Origin of the sequence: Massilia cellulosiltytica, assembly GCF_047325105.1 — a bacterium.
Lineage (GTDB): Bacteria > Pseudomonadota > Gammaproteobacteria > Burkholderiales > Burkholderiaceae_D > Telluria > Telluria orientalis.
Map to the genome: position 1 here is coordinate 3,505,845 of NZ_CP168562.1, position 14,704 is coordinate 3,520,548.

16 protein-coding genes are annotated in these 14,704 nt (G+C 67.9%); 12 read left to right on the plus strand and 4 right to left on the minus strand.

Features of this window, described 5'->3' with window-relative positions; translation table 11 throughout:
- Window positions 1–86 precede the first annotated feature (86 nt).
- From hpnC to ACEN9H_RS15350, 6 genes are all read left to right on the plus strand, one after another.
- Window positions 87–896 carry a squalene synthase HpnC gene (hpnC, locus tag ACEN9H_RS15325; protein ID WP_413675446.1) on the plus strand — a complete coding sequence of 270 codons (810 nt, stop codon included), beginning with the start codon at window positions 87–89 and terminating at the stop codon, window positions 894–896.
- A gap of 51 nt (window positions 897–947) precedes the next feature.
- A complete protein-coding gene (gene hpnD / locus ACEN9H_RS15330) occupies window positions 948–1,781 on the plus strand; it encodes a presqualene diphosphate synthase HpnD (protein WP_413675447.1) in 834 nt (277 codons plus the stop codon).
- Complete coding sequence (gene hpnE, locus ACEN9H_RS15335; RefSeq protein WP_413675448.1) at window positions 1,768–3,105, plus strand: hydroxysqualene dehydroxylase HpnE; 1,338 nt, start codon at window positions 1,768–1,770, stop codon at window positions 3,103–3,105. The genes hpnD and hpnE overlap by 14 nt, the downstream gene beginning before the upstream one ends.
- Before the next feature lie 258 nt (window positions 3,106–3,363).
- Entirely contained in the window at window positions 3,364–3,495 is a 132-nt protein-coding gene (locus tag ACEN9H_RS15340) for a hypothetical protein (RefSeq protein WP_413675449.1), read from the plus strand.
- Window positions 3,496–3,517: 22 nt separating this feature from the next.
- On the plus strand, window positions 3,518–4,345 hold the full coding sequence (locus tag ACEN9H_RS15345; protein WP_413675450.1) for a DUF1700 domain-containing protein: 828 nt from the start codon (window positions 3,518–3,520) through the stop codon (window positions 4,343–4,345).
- A 6-nt stretch (window positions 4,346–4,351) separates the two neighbouring features.
- Entirely contained in the window at window positions 4,352–5,170 is an 819-nt protein-coding gene (locus ACEN9H_RS15350; RefSeq protein ID WP_413675451.1) for a head GIN domain-containing protein, read from the plus strand.
- On the opposite strand, the gene ACEN9H_RS15355 is transcribed toward ACEN9H_RS15350, so the two are convergent.
- The gene (locus tag ACEN9H_RS15355) at window positions 5,145–6,395 is read right to left on the minus strand and encodes a TIGR03862 family flavoprotein (protein WP_413675452.1); all 1,251 of its coding nucleotides are present in this window, start codon (window positions 6,393–6,395) and stop codon (window positions 5,145–5,147) included. The genes ACEN9H_RS15350 and ACEN9H_RS15355 overlap by 26 nt on opposite strands.
- Before the next feature lie 141 nt (window positions 6,396–6,536).
- Here ACEN9H_RS15355 and ACEN9H_RS15360 point away from each other — a divergent pair, with 141 nt between their 5' ends.
- The 6 genes from ACEN9H_RS15360 to dctP all read left to right on the plus strand — a co-directional run bounded on the left by ACEN9H_RS15360 (window position 6,537) and on the right by dctP (window position 11,488).
- The gene (locus ACEN9H_RS15360; protein WP_413675453.1) at window positions 6,537–6,938 is read left to right on the plus strand and encodes a hypothetical protein; all 402 of its coding nucleotides are present in this window, start codon (window positions 6,537–6,539) and stop codon (window positions 6,936–6,938) included.
- Entirely contained in the window at window positions 6,935–7,138 is a 204-nt protein-coding gene (locus ACEN9H_RS15365; protein ID WP_413675454.1) for a helix-turn-helix transcriptional regulator, read from the plus strand. The genes ACEN9H_RS15360 and ACEN9H_RS15365 overlap by 4 nt, the downstream gene beginning before the upstream one ends.
- Window positions 7,135–8,085 (plus strand): alpha/beta fold hydrolase, encoded by a 951-nt coding sequence (locus ACEN9H_RS15370; RefSeq protein WP_413675455.1) that lies wholly within the window; start codon window positions 7,135–7,137, stop codon window positions 8,083–8,085. Before ACEN9H_RS15365 ends, ACEN9H_RS15370 begins: the two co-directional genes overlap by 4 nt.
- A gap of 77 nt (window positions 8,086–8,162) precedes the next feature.
- Window positions 8,163–8,630, plus strand: a complete 468-nt coding sequence (locus tag ACEN9H_RS15375; protein ID WP_056129476.1) for an MgtC/SapB family protein — start codon at window positions 8,163–8,165, stop codon at window positions 8,628–8,630.
- 111 nt (window positions 8,631–8,741) lie between these two features.
- Window positions 8,742–10,106 carry a M28 family peptidase gene (locus ACEN9H_RS15380; RefSeq protein ID WP_413675456.1) on the plus strand — a complete coding sequence of 455 codons (1,365 nt, stop codon included), beginning with the start codon at window positions 8,742–8,744 and terminating at the stop codon, window positions 10,104–10,106.
- Between the two features lie 362 nt (window positions 10,107–10,468).
- A complete protein-coding gene (gene dctP, locus ACEN9H_RS15385; protein ID WP_056129480.1) occupies window positions 10,469–11,488 on the plus strand; it encodes a TRAP transporter substrate-binding protein DctP in 1,020 nt (339 codons plus the stop codon).
- Window positions 11,489–11,641: 153 nt separating this feature from the next.
- Here dctP and moaD read toward each other — a convergent pair whose 3' ends face one another.
- Genes moaD through thrC form a run of 3 tightly spaced genes read right to left on the minus strand, consistent with a single transcriptional unit; the run spans window position 11,642 to window position 14,621 of the window.
- On the minus strand, window positions 11,642–11,899 hold the full coding sequence (gene moaD / locus ACEN9H_RS15390; RefSeq protein ID WP_056129482.1) for a molybdopterin converting factor subunit 1: 258 nt from the start codon (window positions 11,897–11,899) through the stop codon (window positions 11,642–11,644).
- 8 nt (window positions 11,900–11,907) lie between these two features.
- A complete protein-coding gene (glp, locus tag ACEN9H_RS15395; RefSeq protein ID WP_413675586.1) occupies window positions 11,908–13,116 on the minus strand; it encodes a gephyrin-like molybdotransferase Glp in 1,209 nt (402 codons plus the stop codon).
- Window positions 13,117–13,139: 23 nt separating this feature from the next.
- Window positions 13,140–14,621 carry a threonine synthase gene (gene thrC / locus ACEN9H_RS15400; protein ID WP_413675457.1) on the minus strand — a complete coding sequence of 494 codons (1,482 nt, stop codon included), beginning with the start codon at window positions 14,619–14,621 and terminating at the stop codon, window positions 13,140–13,142.
- Window positions 14,622–14,704: the final 83 nt, after the last annotated feature.

Below are 14,704 nucleotides of genomic sequence, written 5' to 3' on the forward strand. Positions count from 1 at the left end.
GGCACTGTCGTGGATTTAACCAAGCAATTATAATCATGCAATTATCGCCAGTAAATGACTTTAGAGTCAGCAATCTACAGAGCCGCATGGCCGTCGACCATTACGAAAACTTCCCTGTCGCGTCGATCCTCCTCCCCCGCCGCCTCGTGCCTGCGGTGGAGGCGATCTATGCGTTCGCCCGCAGCGCCGACGACCTCGCCGACGAGGGCGATGCCAGCCCGGCCGAACGCCTGGCCGCCCTGCAGGCATACGAGGCGGCGCTGGACGGCATCGCGGCCGGTACGCCCCCGGCCGAGCCCATGTTCCAGCGCCTCGCCGCCGTGCTGGCGGAATACAGGCTGCCCGTGCAGCCGCTGCGCGACCTGCTTTCGGCCTTCAAGCAGGACGTCGTCACGACGCGCTACCCGGATTTCCCGCAGCTGCTGGATTACTGCCGACGCTCCGCCGATCCGGTCGGGCGCCTGATGCTGGGCCTGTACGGCGTCGACGATGCGACGAGCCTGCGCCAGTCCGACGCCATCTGCACGTCGCTCCAGTTGATCAACTTCTGGCAGGACGTCGCGATCGACATCGCCAAGGGGCGCATTTATCTGCCCCTGGACGATCTGGTTCGCTTCGGCGTGACCCAGGACGTCATCGAGGAGAGCCGCATGGGCCCCGCCTGGCGCGCACTGATGCGCTTCGAGGTGGACCGGGCGCGCGCACTGATGCTGGAAGGCGCGCCGCTGGCCACGCGCCTGCCGGGCCGCATCGGCTGGGAGTTGCGCATGGTCGTCCAGGGCGGCCTGCGCATCCTGGAAGCGATCGAACGCGTGGATTATGACGTGTTCCGGCGCCGTCCGCGCCTGAAACGCCTCGACTGGCTCACGGTAGGCTGGCGCGCACTACGTATGTGACGCCTCATCGGCTAAGATAGCGGACTTGCTCCGCGCAATAACAACCTAATTATGTCCCCCGACGAATACTGCCAACAAAAGACCGCGCAAAGCGGCTCCAGCTTCTACTACAGCTTCCTGTTCCTGCCGCCCGAGCGCCGCCGGGCGATCACGGCGCTGTACGCGTTCTGCCGGGAAGTCGACGACACGGTCGACGACGCCACCGACCAGTCGGTCGCGCGCATCAAGCTCGCATGGTGGCGCAACGAGGTCACGCAGATGTACTCGGGCACGCCCACGCATCCGGTGATGCTGGCGCTGAAGCCGCACATCCAGCCGTACGACCTGAAACAGGAACACCTGCAGGCCATCATCGACGGCATGGAGATGGACCTCGACCAGTCGCGCTACCTCGATTACCCGAACCTGAAGAAATACTGCTGGCACGTGGCCGGCGTCGTCGGGATCCTGTCGGCCAGCATCTTCGGCGTGACCAATCCGCAGACCCTGAAATACGCGGAAACGCTGGGCCTCGCGTTCCAGCTCACGAACATCATCCGCGACGTGGGCGAGGATGCGCGCAAGGGCCGCATCTACCTGCCGATCGACGAACTCCAGCAGTTCAACGTGACCGCGGCCGACCTCCTGAACGCGCGCCACAGCGAGAAGTTCGAAGCGCTGATGAAATTCCAGGCCGCCCGCGCGCAACAGCTGTACGACGACGCGTTCGCGCTGCTGCCGAAGGAAGACCGGCGCGCCCAGCGCCCCGGCCTCATGATGGCCGCCATCTACCGCACCTTGCTCGACGAGATCGAGCGCGACGGCTTCCACGTCCTCACCCAGAAGATCTCCCTGACGCCGCTGCGCAAGCTATGGCTCGCGTGGAAGACGTATGTCCGCGGATAACAAGCGGGTTGCCATCGTCGGCGGCGGCTGGGCCGGCTGCGCGGCGGCCGTCGCGCTGCTGGACGCGGGCTGCGGCGTCACCCTGTTCGAAGCGGCGCGCACCCTGGGCGGCCGCGCCCGCGCGATCGAGACGAACGGGCGCCTGCTCGACAACGGCCAGCACATCATGCTGGGCGCCTATGCGGATACGTTGCGCCTGATGCGCCGCGTCGGGGTCGACCCGAAACAGGCGCTGTTGCGGCTGCCGCTGCAGATGCGCTACCCGGCGGGCGCCGACGGCATGGACTTCGTCGCCCCGCGCCTGCCCGCGCCGCTGCACATGCTCGTCGCCCTGCTGCGCGCCCGTGGCCTGGACCGCGCCGACAAACTGGCCCTCGCCCGCTTCACGACGACCGCGCGCTGGATGGGCTGGCAGCTGCACAACGATTGCAGCGTGGCGGAACTGCTTGTCCGCTACGACCAGACCGAACGCCTGAATCGCCTGATGTGGCGCCCGCTGTGCCTCGCCGCGCTGAACACGCCGCCGGAACGCGCGTCCGCGCAGGTCTTCCTGGCCGTGCTGCGCGACAGCCTGGGCGCAAAACGGGCCGCGTCCGACATGCTGATTCCGCGCGTGCTGCTGGACGCCCTGTTCCCGCAAGCGGCCCGCCGCTACCTGGAAAGCCGCGGCGCCGCCGTGCACCCGGGCCGCCGCATCGATGCGCTGGGCCCCGACGGCGGCACGTGGCGCGTGCGCGCGGGCGCCGACGTGCAGACGTTCGACGCCGTCGTGCTGGCGGCCCCGCCATGGCAGGCGGCGGCGCTGCTGCGGCCTCTCGACGGCACCGCCGGCATCGTCTCCCGGCTCGATGCGCTGGCCTATGAACCGATCGCCACCGTGTACCTGCAATACGCGGCCGGGGTCCGCCTGCCGCTGCCGTTCTGCGCGTTGACCGATGCCCCGCACGACAACCGCTGGGGCCAGTTCGTGTTCGACCGCGGCCAGCTCGATCCGGGCCAGGACGGGTTATTGGCCGTCGTGATCAGCGGCGCGGATCCGGCCGGCGACATCGGCCCGGAGACGCTGGCGGCCAGCGTCGCCGCCCAGTTGGCCACTGCATTCGGACAGCCGGGCCTCGCGTCTCCCGAGTGGAGCCGCGTGATCACGGAAAAGCGCGCCACGTTCGCGTGTTCGCCCGCCCTCGACCGGCCGGCCAACGCCACCGACCTGCCGGGCCTCGCGCTGGCGGGCGACTACACCGCGTGCGACTATCCCGCCACGCTGGAGGCGGCGGTGCGCAGCGGGGTCGCCGCGGCGGGTGTCATTACAGGCGTCGGACGATGAACCGCCAGTCGCCCGCAGCCGCAAAACCGTCGCCCCCGCGCAGGCGGGCAGGCGCGATGCACCAGCCCTCCAAGTTCTGCGTCCGGAGCCGAAGAAATTGGATTCCTGTCTCCGCGCGAACAGCGGGCTGGGGCAGCCGGTCATCCCGCCCTGGCGCGCCCTGCCCCGTCAAATCCGCAGCCTGTCGCACACCGGTAGCACTCGCCGCCCCGGATCCGTACAGTGTCAACATCGAAACGAGTGTTGGCGGAAATGCAAATGAACATCCATCTCGGCGTACGTACCCTTGCCCTGCTGGCCGTCGTGGCGGCCGCGACGCTCATCCTTGTGCACGCGGGCGGGGCGCCCGATCCGGCCCTGAACGCCATGCTATTGCTGGGCCGAAATTAATACCGCCCTGCCGGGAGTAACGATGGGCAAACTGGAATACCTCGAGGCGCTCAAGCGGGCCATGCTCGGCCTGCCACCCGACGTACAGGCCAAGACACTGGCCTATTACGAGCAGCGCTTCGTCGACGGCGTCGCTGCCGGACGGGGCGAGCCGGACGTGGCGCGCGAGCTCGACGATCCGACCAGGATCGCCATGACCCTGCGCGCAAGCGCCCACCTGGACGCGTTCACCGAGAAGAAGAACCCGGCGAACGAGTTCGCCGAAAAGCGCAACCCGGCCAACGTGCTGCGCGTCGCCGTATCCGCCGTCGGCCTGGCCATCTTCAACCTGTTCATGATCGTGCCGGCGATGGTCTACTCGGCGCTGCTGTTCGCCCTGTACGTGTGCGCGCTGACGTTCTACCTGGCCGGCATCGCGACGACGGCGAGCGGCCTGGCCGGCGCCAACGAACTCGTACTGGACTGGCCGAGCCGCTTCGTCACCATCGACGACGACGGGCGCGGGCGCCAGATGCGCATCGAGATCGGCAGCCACGGCATCAACGTCACCCAGGAGCGGCCGCAGATCGCGGACCCGCTGCCGCCCGCCGATCCGGACGCCGGGGCCGACCGGAGCAGCCGCCTGGAGCGCTCGCGCGCCATGCGCGGCGCCGAGGCGCTCGCGGACAGCACGGTGCGCATCAGCACGGAGATGGACGCGGAATCGCGCACGACGCAGACCCTGTTCGGCTTCGGCCTCGTGCTGGGCGGGATCGCACTGTTCCTGCTGTCCCTCGTGATCACGCGCTATACCTTCGTCGGCCTGAAACGCTACCTCCAGATGAACCGTTCCCTGCTCAAGGGGAGCTGAGCCACCATGCGCGCGCTACTCAAAGTCGGCTTCACCCTGCTCCTCATCGCCTTCCTGCTGATCGGCGTCTCGTACAGCATGCTGCGCGCCCACGGCACGAACGGCCCGTCGAACCCGGGCGGCCGCCTGCTCACCACCGAACACCGCACGCTCGCCCAGCCGGTTGCCAAGGTCGACCTGTCCGGCCCCGTCAATCTCACCCTGCGCCAGGGCCCGACGCCGGCGCTGGAAGTCCGGGGCGAGCAGCGCCTGCTGGCCAACATCGACACGACCGTCGACGGCGACATGCTGCACATCGGCCCGCGCGGTATCCTGCTGCGCCACCGGACGCCGATCGAAGTGACGGTCACGTTGCCGTCGCTGGAATCCCTCAGCATCAACGGCAGCGGCGAGCACACCGTCAGCGGCTTCGCCGGCGACCACCTCGACGTCGCGCTCGATGGTTCCGGCAGCATGCGCTTCAACGGCCGCTACCGCGAGATCATGGCCGCGATCCACGGCAGCGGCGACATGGAGCTGACGGGCGGCACGAGCGACACGGTGGATGCCGCCGTCATCGGCAGCGGCCGCCTCACGCTCGTCGGCTCGACGCGCGCGCTGCATGCGGAGTTGCGCGGGTCCGGCGACCTGGATGCGCGCCACTTGCGCGCCGACGAGGTCGACCTGGCGCAGGAGGGTTCGGGCGACAGCGCGGTGTATGCCCGCAAGCGCCTGCATGCGGACCTGACCGGCAGCGGCGAGGCGCGCGTCTTCGGCAATCCGGACGAGCGCTCCGTCAGCCGCAAAGGCAGCGCGACGGTCAGCTTCGACGACAAGCGCGATTGAGCAGCCAGTCCAGCGCCGCGCGTCCCGCCGCGCGGCCGCTGCCGAAGCAGGCCGTCAACAGGTAGCCGCCCGTCGGCGCTTCCCAGTCGACCATCTCGCCCGCCACGAACACGCCCGGCAGGCCGCGCAGCATGGCGCCGTCGAGCGCCTCGAAGCGCACGCCGCCCGCGCTGCTGATCGCTTCGACGATCGGGCGCGGACGTTTCAGCACGAGCGGCAACGCCTTCAGCGCCCGCGCCAGCTTCACGGGGTCCGCGTAGTCGGCCTTGCCCAGGCACTCGTGCAGCAGCCCCGATTTCACGCCCTTGATGCCCAGGCGGCTCTGCAGATGGCTGGACATCGAGCGCGTGCCGCGCGGGCGCATCACTTCGTCCAGCACGCGCTGCGGGTCGTGGTCGGGCAACAGGTCCAGCAGCACGGTCGCCTGGCCGTCCTGTGCGATGCGGTCGCGGATGCCCGCCGACAGCGCGTACACGAGGCTGCCCTCGATGCCGGTCGCGGTGACGACGAACTGGCCCTTGCGGAACGGGCCGCCGGCCAGCGCCAGCGCGACCGTCGTCAGCGGCGCGCCGGCGTGACGCGCCGCGAAGTGATCCGACCAGTCGGCGTCGAAGCCGCAATTGGCCGGCACGAGGGGCGCCACGTCCACGCCGCACGCGGCCAGCAACGGCACCCACGCGCCGTCGGACCCAAGCCGCGCCCAGCTCGCGCCGCCAAGGGCCAGCACGGTCGCGGCGCCCGCCGTCTCCACGGTCGCTTCTCCGTCGGGCGTATCGAATACGAGGGCGCCGTCGCGCCAGCCGGTCCAGCGGTGGCGCATGTGGAACACGACGCCCGCCTCGCGCAGCCGGTGCAGCCACGCGCGCAGCAGCGGCGCGGCCTTCATGTCGGTCGGGAATACGCGGCCCGACGTCCCCACGAACGTATCGACGCCCAGGCCGTGGATCCATTCGCGCAGCTGCGCCGGGGGGAACGCTTCGACCCAGGGCTTCACCGCATCGGCGCGGGCGCCGTAGCGGCCGACGAACGCGTCATGGGGTTCCGCATGCGTGATGTTCATGCCGCCCTTGCCGGCCAGGAGGAACTTGCGGCCGACGGACGGCATCGCATCGTACACGTCGACGCTGATGCCGCCCGCGGACAGCACCTCGGCCGCCATCAGGCCGGCGGGGCCGCCGCCGATGACGATGGCGCGATGGGAATGGGTTTCGATTGGCTGGGACATGGCGATCGCGGGAGGGAAACGAGAAAACGCGGAGGCGAGCATTGTAGTCGAACGGGCGCCAAAAAAGGATGTAAAGGAAGCTTGACATCGCCTTGCACGCGACCTACGATGTAAAGCATACTTTACATGAGGAGGTGTGCGATGCATGAGAAGCGTGTCGGCCGGGCCTACCGCAGCGAATTGTTGACGGCCATCGTCGTGTATGTCGTACTGCTGCTCGCGTCGATCCGGTACGGCCGCCCGCTGGACGGCGGGGTCCTGCGCACTGTCGTCCTGCTGTCGCCGATGATCGGTTTCTGCCTGATGATCCGCGCCATCGCCCGCCACGTGGCCCGCATCGACGAATACCAGCGCATGCGTCTCCTGGAAAGCCTGACGCTCGCGTTCGGGATCACCGGCGCGGTCACGTTCAGCTACGGCTTCCTCGAGACGGCGGGCTTCCCTAAGCTGTCGATGTTCAGCGTGTGGATGGTGATGGGCGTCAGCTGGGGTGTCGCGAGCACCATCCTGTCGCTGCGCGCCCGCCGGGCCGTCGAATCATGAAGAACGCCATCCGCGACCTGCGCGCGGCGCACGGCTGGAGCCAGGCGCACCTGGCCGAGCTGCTGGACGTCTCGCGCCAGACCGTCATCGCCATCGAGACGGGCCGCTACGACCCGAGCCTGCCGCTGGCCTTCGCGCTGGCCAGGCTGTTCGGACAACCGATCGAAACCATCTTCTTCCCCGACCAGGAGACCGCATGAACCTCTTACGCAACAAAACACTGTTCGCCGCCATCGTCGTCACGCTGTGCATGAGCACCGCCCATCACAGCCGCGCCGCCGACGCCGCGCCGGCGACCAACCGCTACGCCGCCACCATCGCGCCGGCCGAACGCTTCGAAGTGGGTGGCGTATTGGTCGAGCGACACGGTGGCAAGGGACGCCCGCTGATCCTGATCCCGGGTCTGGCGAGCGGCAGCTGGGTGTGGCAGGACACGATCCGCGCCTTCGCGCCCGACCACGCCGTCTACGTCCTGACCCTGCCCGGCTTCGACGGCCGCCCGCCGGCCGGCCCCGCGCCGTTCGCGGCCGCGCGCGCCGCCGTCGAGGAGCTGATCGCGAGCCGCCGGCTCGACAAGCCCGTCATCGTGGGCCACAGCCTGGGCGGCATCCTCGCGCTCGCGGTCGGCGAGGACAAGCCGGCGCTGGTCGGCGGCATCGTCAGCATCGACGGCCTGCCCGTGATGCCCGGCGCGGAAGACATGACGCCGCCGCAGCGCGCCCAATTCGCCGAGCGCATGCGCGCCCAGGTGGGCAACCAGCCGCCGGAGCGGTTCGCGCAGCAGCAGCAGGGTTATATGCGCACGATCGGCGTGATGGACATGGCCAGGGCCGATGCACTGGCCCAGCTGACGGCGCGCAGCGATCCGGCGTCCGTCGGCACGTGGGCCGCCGACGTCGTGACCGTGGACCTGCGCCCCGGCCTCAAGGCGATCCAGGCGCCGGTGCTGGCGATCGTGCCCTACCTGGACCTGGACAGCAGCCAGCAGGGTCTCACGCCCGCGGCCAAGGCCGACTACTACCGCGCGCTGATGGAAGGCACGCCGAAACTGCAGGTGGCGACCATCGCGCCGTCGCGCCACTTCGCGATGTTCGACCAGCCGCAGGCCGTCACCGCCGCGATCCGCACCTTCCTCGATACGCTGTAAGCGCGTGCGCCGCCGGGCGGCCCGGGCTGGCATCATGACCATCATCGCCATCGAGGAGACGGCAGGAAGGAGATGACATGAGCTGGGACGACGTGTGGGGCACGGTACGCGAGGAATTCACCGACATCGGCGACGGCGCGAGCATCGTGCGCATCGTCGTGCGCCTGCTGGTGGCGGTGGTCCTCGGCGGGGTGCTGGGCTGGGAGCGCGAATCCGTCGGCGCGCCCGCGGGCCTGCGCACGCACATGCTCGTGTCGCTGGGCTCCGCGCTGTTCGTCCTGATCCCGCTGCAGGCGGGCATGAAGATGGAAGACCTGTCGCGCGTGCTGCAGGGCGTCACGGCCGGCATCGGCTTCCTCGGCGCCGGCGCGATCCTCAAGCAGCGCGACCGCAACGACGTACGCGGCCTCACGACGGCGGCCAGCATCTGGCTGACGGCCGCCCTCGGCGTCGCGGCGGGCATGGGCCGCGAAGCGACGGCGCTGCTGTCGACCTTGTTCGCCCTCGTCATTCTCGCCATCCTGCGGCGCTGGTCCAAGACCTGACGGTGTAAAGATTTCCCGGTTGGCCGCCGTCGGGTACAGTGCATGGCGGCGACGCCCGCGCATCCGCACGTCGTCCATCACATAAAAAGCCCAACCGGCCCAAGGAGTCCCATGCATCCCGTTCACAAGACCGCCCTCCCCATCCTGCTGCTGCTCGGCGCCGGCGCCCACGCCGCGCCGCTCACGGACGCCACGCTGCCCGCGCGCCAGGCCGACGTCGACGCGATCGTGCGCGAGATTTCGCCGCAGCGCATCCACGCCTACGTCGAAAAACTCGTAAGCTTCGGCACGCGCCACACGATGTCCGACACGGCGTCCGACACGCGCGGCATCGGCGCCGCCCGGCGCTGGATCAAGGCCGAGCTGGAACGCTGCGGCGCCGGCAAGCTGGAGGTACAGTTCCAGAGCCACGTCCATCCCGTCGCCAACCGCATCACGCGCCCGACCGAGATCGTCAACGTGGTCGCCACGCTGCCCGGCACGCAGCCGGCGTCGAAGGACCGCTACTACGTCGTCAGCGGCCATTACGATTCGCGCGTGACGGACGTGATGAATGCCACGGCCGACGCGCCGGGCGCCAACGACGACGCCTCGGGCACCGCGGCCGTCATCGAGATGGCGTGCGTAATGTCGCGCCACAAGTTCGACGCGTCGCTCGTGTTCATGACCGTCGCGGCGGAAGAGCAAGGCCTGTACGGCTCCGGGGACTACGCGGCGAAGGCGAAAGCGGCCGGCATGAACATCGCGGGCATGCTGAACAACGACATCATCGGCAGCTCGCACGACGAGAGCGGCAAGCTGGATAACGCGGAAGTCCGCCTGTTCGCGGAAGGCGTCCCGCCCGTGAAGGAGACGACGCCGGCGCTGCGCACTCTGCTCCAGACGGGCGGCGAGAACGACTCGATCACGCGCCAGCTCGCGCGCCACGTGAAGGAAACGGGCGAGCGCTACGTCCCGAACTTCAAGGTGAACATCATCTACCGGCGCGACCGCTACCTGCGCGGCGGCGACCACAGCCCGTTCCTCGACGCCGGCTACGCGGCCGTGCGCTTCACGGAACCGCACGAGGACTTCAACCACCAGCACCAGGACCTGCGCACGGAGAACGGCAGGAAGATCGGCGACCTCGTCGAATACGTCGATCCGGAGTACGTGGCCCAGGTCGCGCGCGTCAACGCGGCGTCGCTCGCGTCGCTGGCGCTGGCGCCGGCCGCGCCGCAGGACGTCAAGGTGAAAACGGCGAACCTCGACAACGGCACGGACCTCGTGTGGAAGGCGAACGCCGAGCCCGACCTGGCCGGCTACCGCATCGTGTGGCGCGACACGACCGCAGCGCAGTGGCAGGGATCGAAATTCGTCGGCAACGTGACGACGTACCGCGTCGACCTGTCCAAGGACAACCTGCTGTTCGGCGTGCAGGCCGTCGACAAGGACGGCAACGTGAGCCCGGCGACGTATCCGTTCCCCGCACGCTGATCCTCCCCCGGTCATGCAGGGCGCATGTCCCACCCTGCATGATCTGTCAAAAAACGCCGCCGACCGCCTGGCGGCGGATGTCACATTCGCGGCGCCGCAGCACGCCGCACTTCAGATCCAGCGCAAACCTCCTCGACTCTGCGGCGCGATACTGCGCCCTTGACGGCGCCCTTATGCAGCCGGTGTTTATGCTGCGCCGCATGGTTTTTTGGCCGCAATATTTTCTTGACAAGGCCACTGCTGAGCCTATTCTTATAGGCTACAAAAAATGTAAAAAGCTCGAACGATGTACGCCCATGGCGGTCGTCAAGAGGCGTCCACGATTCGTAAGGTAGTCCGTAATATCATCTTGGAGGATGTGTATGTCGGTTATCACCCGTAGGACAATGCTGGTTGGAATTGCGGCCAGTCCGCTCTTGTTGCACGCTGCATGGGCCCAGCCCACGAACCTCAAGATTTCCCATCAATTCCCCGGCGGCAGTGTCGCCGAAGGTGATTTCCGCGACCGCCTGTGCCGCATGTTCGCGGCCGAGACGGAGCGCCGGACCAAAGGCAAAGTCAAATTCTCGATCTACCCCCGCTCCACCCTGATGAAGAGCGATGCGCAGATCCCCGCCCTCGCCAAGGGCGCGCTGGACATCTCGCTGGTGCCGCTGTCGTACGCCGGCGCCGACCTGCCCGAAGTGAACATCGGCCTGATGCCGGGTCTCGTCACCTCGTACGAACAGGGCTATGCGTGGAAGAACGAAGAGATCGGCAAGGAATTCAATCGCGTGCTGGCCGACAAGGGCCTGATCATGCTGAGCTGGATCTGGCAGGCCGGCGGCATGGCGTCGCGCGGCAAGCCGATCGTCGACCCGGAAGACGCGGCCGGCCTGAAGGTGCGCGGCGGCTCGCCGGAAATGGACATGATCCTAAAGGAAGCCGGCGCCACGGTCGTCACGCTGCCGTCGAACGACATCAAGGGCGCGATGGAGAAGGGTCAGCTCGACGCGGCCATGACGTCGTCGTCGTCGCTGATCTCGTTCCGCCTCGACGAAGTGAGCAAATCCGTGACGACCGCGCGCGGCGGCACTTACTGGTTCATGCTGGAACCGCTGCTGATGTCGCGCGCCGCCTTCGAGCGCCTGCCGAAGGACCAGCAGGCCGTGCTGCTGGCGGTGGGTGCCGACCTGGAAGCGTTCGCGCGCAAATCGGCCCAGCAGGACGATGCGGCCGTGGCCGCGCTGTTCCAGGGTGCCGGCGGCCGCACGGTCGACCTGAACCAGGACTCGCTGCGCAAATGGCAGGAGCTCGCACGCGCGACGGCGTGGCGCGACTATGGGGAGCGCAATGCGAATTGCGCGAAGCTGCTGGCGCTGGCGGAGAAGACGATCGTTTGAGCGGCCGCACAACCTGACTCCGTCGTTCCCGCGAAGGCGGGAACCCAATTTCGTCGCGTAACCGTCAAGCGTGCAGTACTGCAAGCTAAATTGGGCCCCCGCCTGCGCGGGGGTGACGCTGATTGGCAGCGGGGTGACGCATACCCGCGCCGTTTAGCCGCCCGTAACTGGCGGGAAGAACGCAACTTCCCCGCCCTCCTGCACCGGCGTCCCCGCTTCGCACATCACATGGTTGAACGCCATGCGCAGCGCGCGCTCGTGCGCGAGGGCGTCGGCCCACGCACCGCCGCGCGCAATCAGGAAATCACGCACGGCGCCCACGGTCGCCACGTCCGCAGGCAGGTCCACCGACTCGCCCGACGTGCCCAGCGCTTCACGCACGCTGGCAAAGAATCGCAGATTGATCTTCATGACATCTCTCAGTACTGCAGCGACGCGAACGGAATGAAGCGCACGATGTCGCCCTTCGCGATCGCCTGGCCCGGCGGATTGTCGATCAGGCCGTCGGCCCATACCGTCGACGTCAGCACGCCGGAGCCCTGGTTCGGGAACAGATCCAGCCCGCCGGCGTCGTTGACGCGGGCACGCAGGAATTCGTTGCGGCGGTCCGGCTTCGTCCAGTCGAAATCCGCGCGCAGCGGGATCGCCTTCGGTGCCATGGCGCCCGTGACGCCCTGCAGGCGCAGCAGGAACGGCCGCACGAACAGCAGGAACGTGATGAAGCTCGACACCGGATTGCCCGGGAGGCCCAGGAAGAACGCGGAGCCCGACCCTTCACGATGCACTTCGCCGAACGCCAGCGGCTTGCCCGGCTTGACGGCGATCTGCCACATGTCCAGGCGCCCTTCCGCTTCCACGGCCGGCTTGATGTGATCTTCCTCGCCGACGGAGACGCCGCCCGACGTGATGATCAGGTCGTGCTGCGCGGCCGCGGCACGCAAGGTGTCGCGCGTGGCCTGCAGCGAATCGGGCACGATGCCGTAGTCGCTGATCTCGCAACCGAGGTTTTCGAGGAGGCCGCGCAAGGTAAAACGGTTCGAGTTGTAGATGGCGCCCGGCGCCAGCGGCTCGCCCGGCATCGCCAGCTCGTCGCCCGTGAAGAACACGGCCACGCGCACGCGCCGGCGCACGGGCAGGCGCGCGAGACCGACGGACGCAGCCAGTCCCAGCTCCTGGCTGCGCAGCCGCGTACCGGCCGGCAGGATCACGGACCCGGCGACGATGTCCTCGCCGGCGCGGCGGATCCACTCGCCCGACTGCGGCGCATGCTTGATCGTCACCTGGTCGCCGTTCGCCTCGCACTGTTCCTGCATCACGACGGCATCCGCGCCTTCCGGAATCAGCGCGCCCGTGAAGATGCGCGCGGCGGTACCCGGTTCCAGCGGCTGGCCGACGGTGCCGGCCGGCATGCGCTGGGCGATGCGCAACGTGGCCGATCCGCTTGCGCAATCGGCCGCGCGCACGGCATAGCCATCCATCTGCGTGTTGTCCGCGGACGGCACGTTCAAGCCCGACACCTGGTCGCAGGCGAGCACGCGGCCGTTGGCGGCAAGCGTGTCGACGTCCTCGACGCCGTCGACGGCACGCGCCGCCGCCAGCAGGAAGTCCAGCGCCTCGCGCACCGGCATCAGGGGCTTGCGCGCAGGCTGGTTCACTGATCGAGCCCCGTATGCGCCGCGATGAACTGCTTCATCTCGGCGACGTTCGGCTGCATGACGACGAAGCGCTGCGGCAGCGTTTCGATGTCCTCGAAGCCGGCCGGACGGGCGGCATCGGTGCCCAGCGCTTCCAGGATCGTCTCGTTGAACTTGGCGGCGAGCGCCGTCTCCAGCACGATCATCGGCACGCCCGGTTCCACGTGTTCGCGGGCGACCTTGATGCCGTCGGCCGTGTGCGTATCGATGGTGATGCCGTAGTCGTCGAACACATCGCGGATCGTCGCGAGGCGGTCGTCGTGCGTCGAGCAGCCCGACTGGAAGCCATAGTTCGCGACCAGCTTGAACTCGTCGCCGTCGCTGCCCGGCGCGCCGGACAGGTCGAAGCCGCCGTGCGTGTCGACCTTGCGGAACAGCGCGTGCGTGCGGTCCGCGTCGCGGCCGACGAGGTCGTACACGAAGCGCTCGAAGTTCGATGCCTTCGAAATGTCCATCGACGGGCTCGACGTGTGGTACGTCTCGGACGATTTACGCACGCGGTACACGCCCGTGCGGAAGAATTCGTCCAGCACGTTGTTCTCGTTCGTCGCGACGACCAGCTTCGCGATCGGCAGGCCCATCATGCGCGCGATGTGGCCGGCGCAGATATTGCCGAAATTACCCGACGGGACGGTGAACGACACTTTCTGGTCGTTCGACGTCGTCGCGCTCAGGTAGCCGCGGAAGTAGTACACGACCTGCGCCACGACGCGCGCCCAGTTGATCGAGTTCACGGTGCCGATCTTCTGGCGGACCTTGAATTCGAGGTCGTTCGACACGGCCTTGACCATGTCCTGGCAATCGTCGAACACGCCTTCGACGGCGATGTTGTGGATGTTCGGGTCCTGCAGGCTGAACATCTGCGCGGTCTGGAACGCGCTCATCTTCTTGTGCGGCGACAGCATGAACACGCGGATGCCGCGCTTGCCGCGCATCGCGTATTCGGCCGCGCTGCCCGTGTCGCCGGACGTGGCGCCGAAGATGTTCAGCTCGTCGCCGTTCTTCGCCAGCGCATATTCGAACAGATTGCCCAGCAGCTGCATCGCCATGTCCTTGAAGGCCAGGGTCGGGCCGTTCGACAGGCCTTGCAGGATCAGCGTGCGTTCCGGCGACTGTTCCAGCACGCGCAGCGGCGTGATCTGGCTGGCGGACTCGTCGGCGCGGGCGTTCTTGTAGACCTCCGGAGTGTACGTCTTCGCCGTGAGGGCTTTCAGGTCCGCATCCGGAATGTCGGTCGCGAACTTGCGCAGGATCTCGTACGCAAGTTCCGCGTAGGACAGCTTGCGCCAGGCGTCGAGTTCGGCGCCGGTGACCTGAGGGTACTGTTCGGGCAGATACAGCCCGCCGTCCGGCGCCAGGCCGCCCAGCAGGATGTCGGAAAATTGTTGGGGATTACGTGCTGCGGACGCGCTCGTTGCGCGGGTGGACACATATTGCATACGATAGAAAAGATCGGGGTTGGCTGGCGTTGGATATTTATTATAGTCCGGACGAGCAATATTGTCTTTTTACCGAATATTGT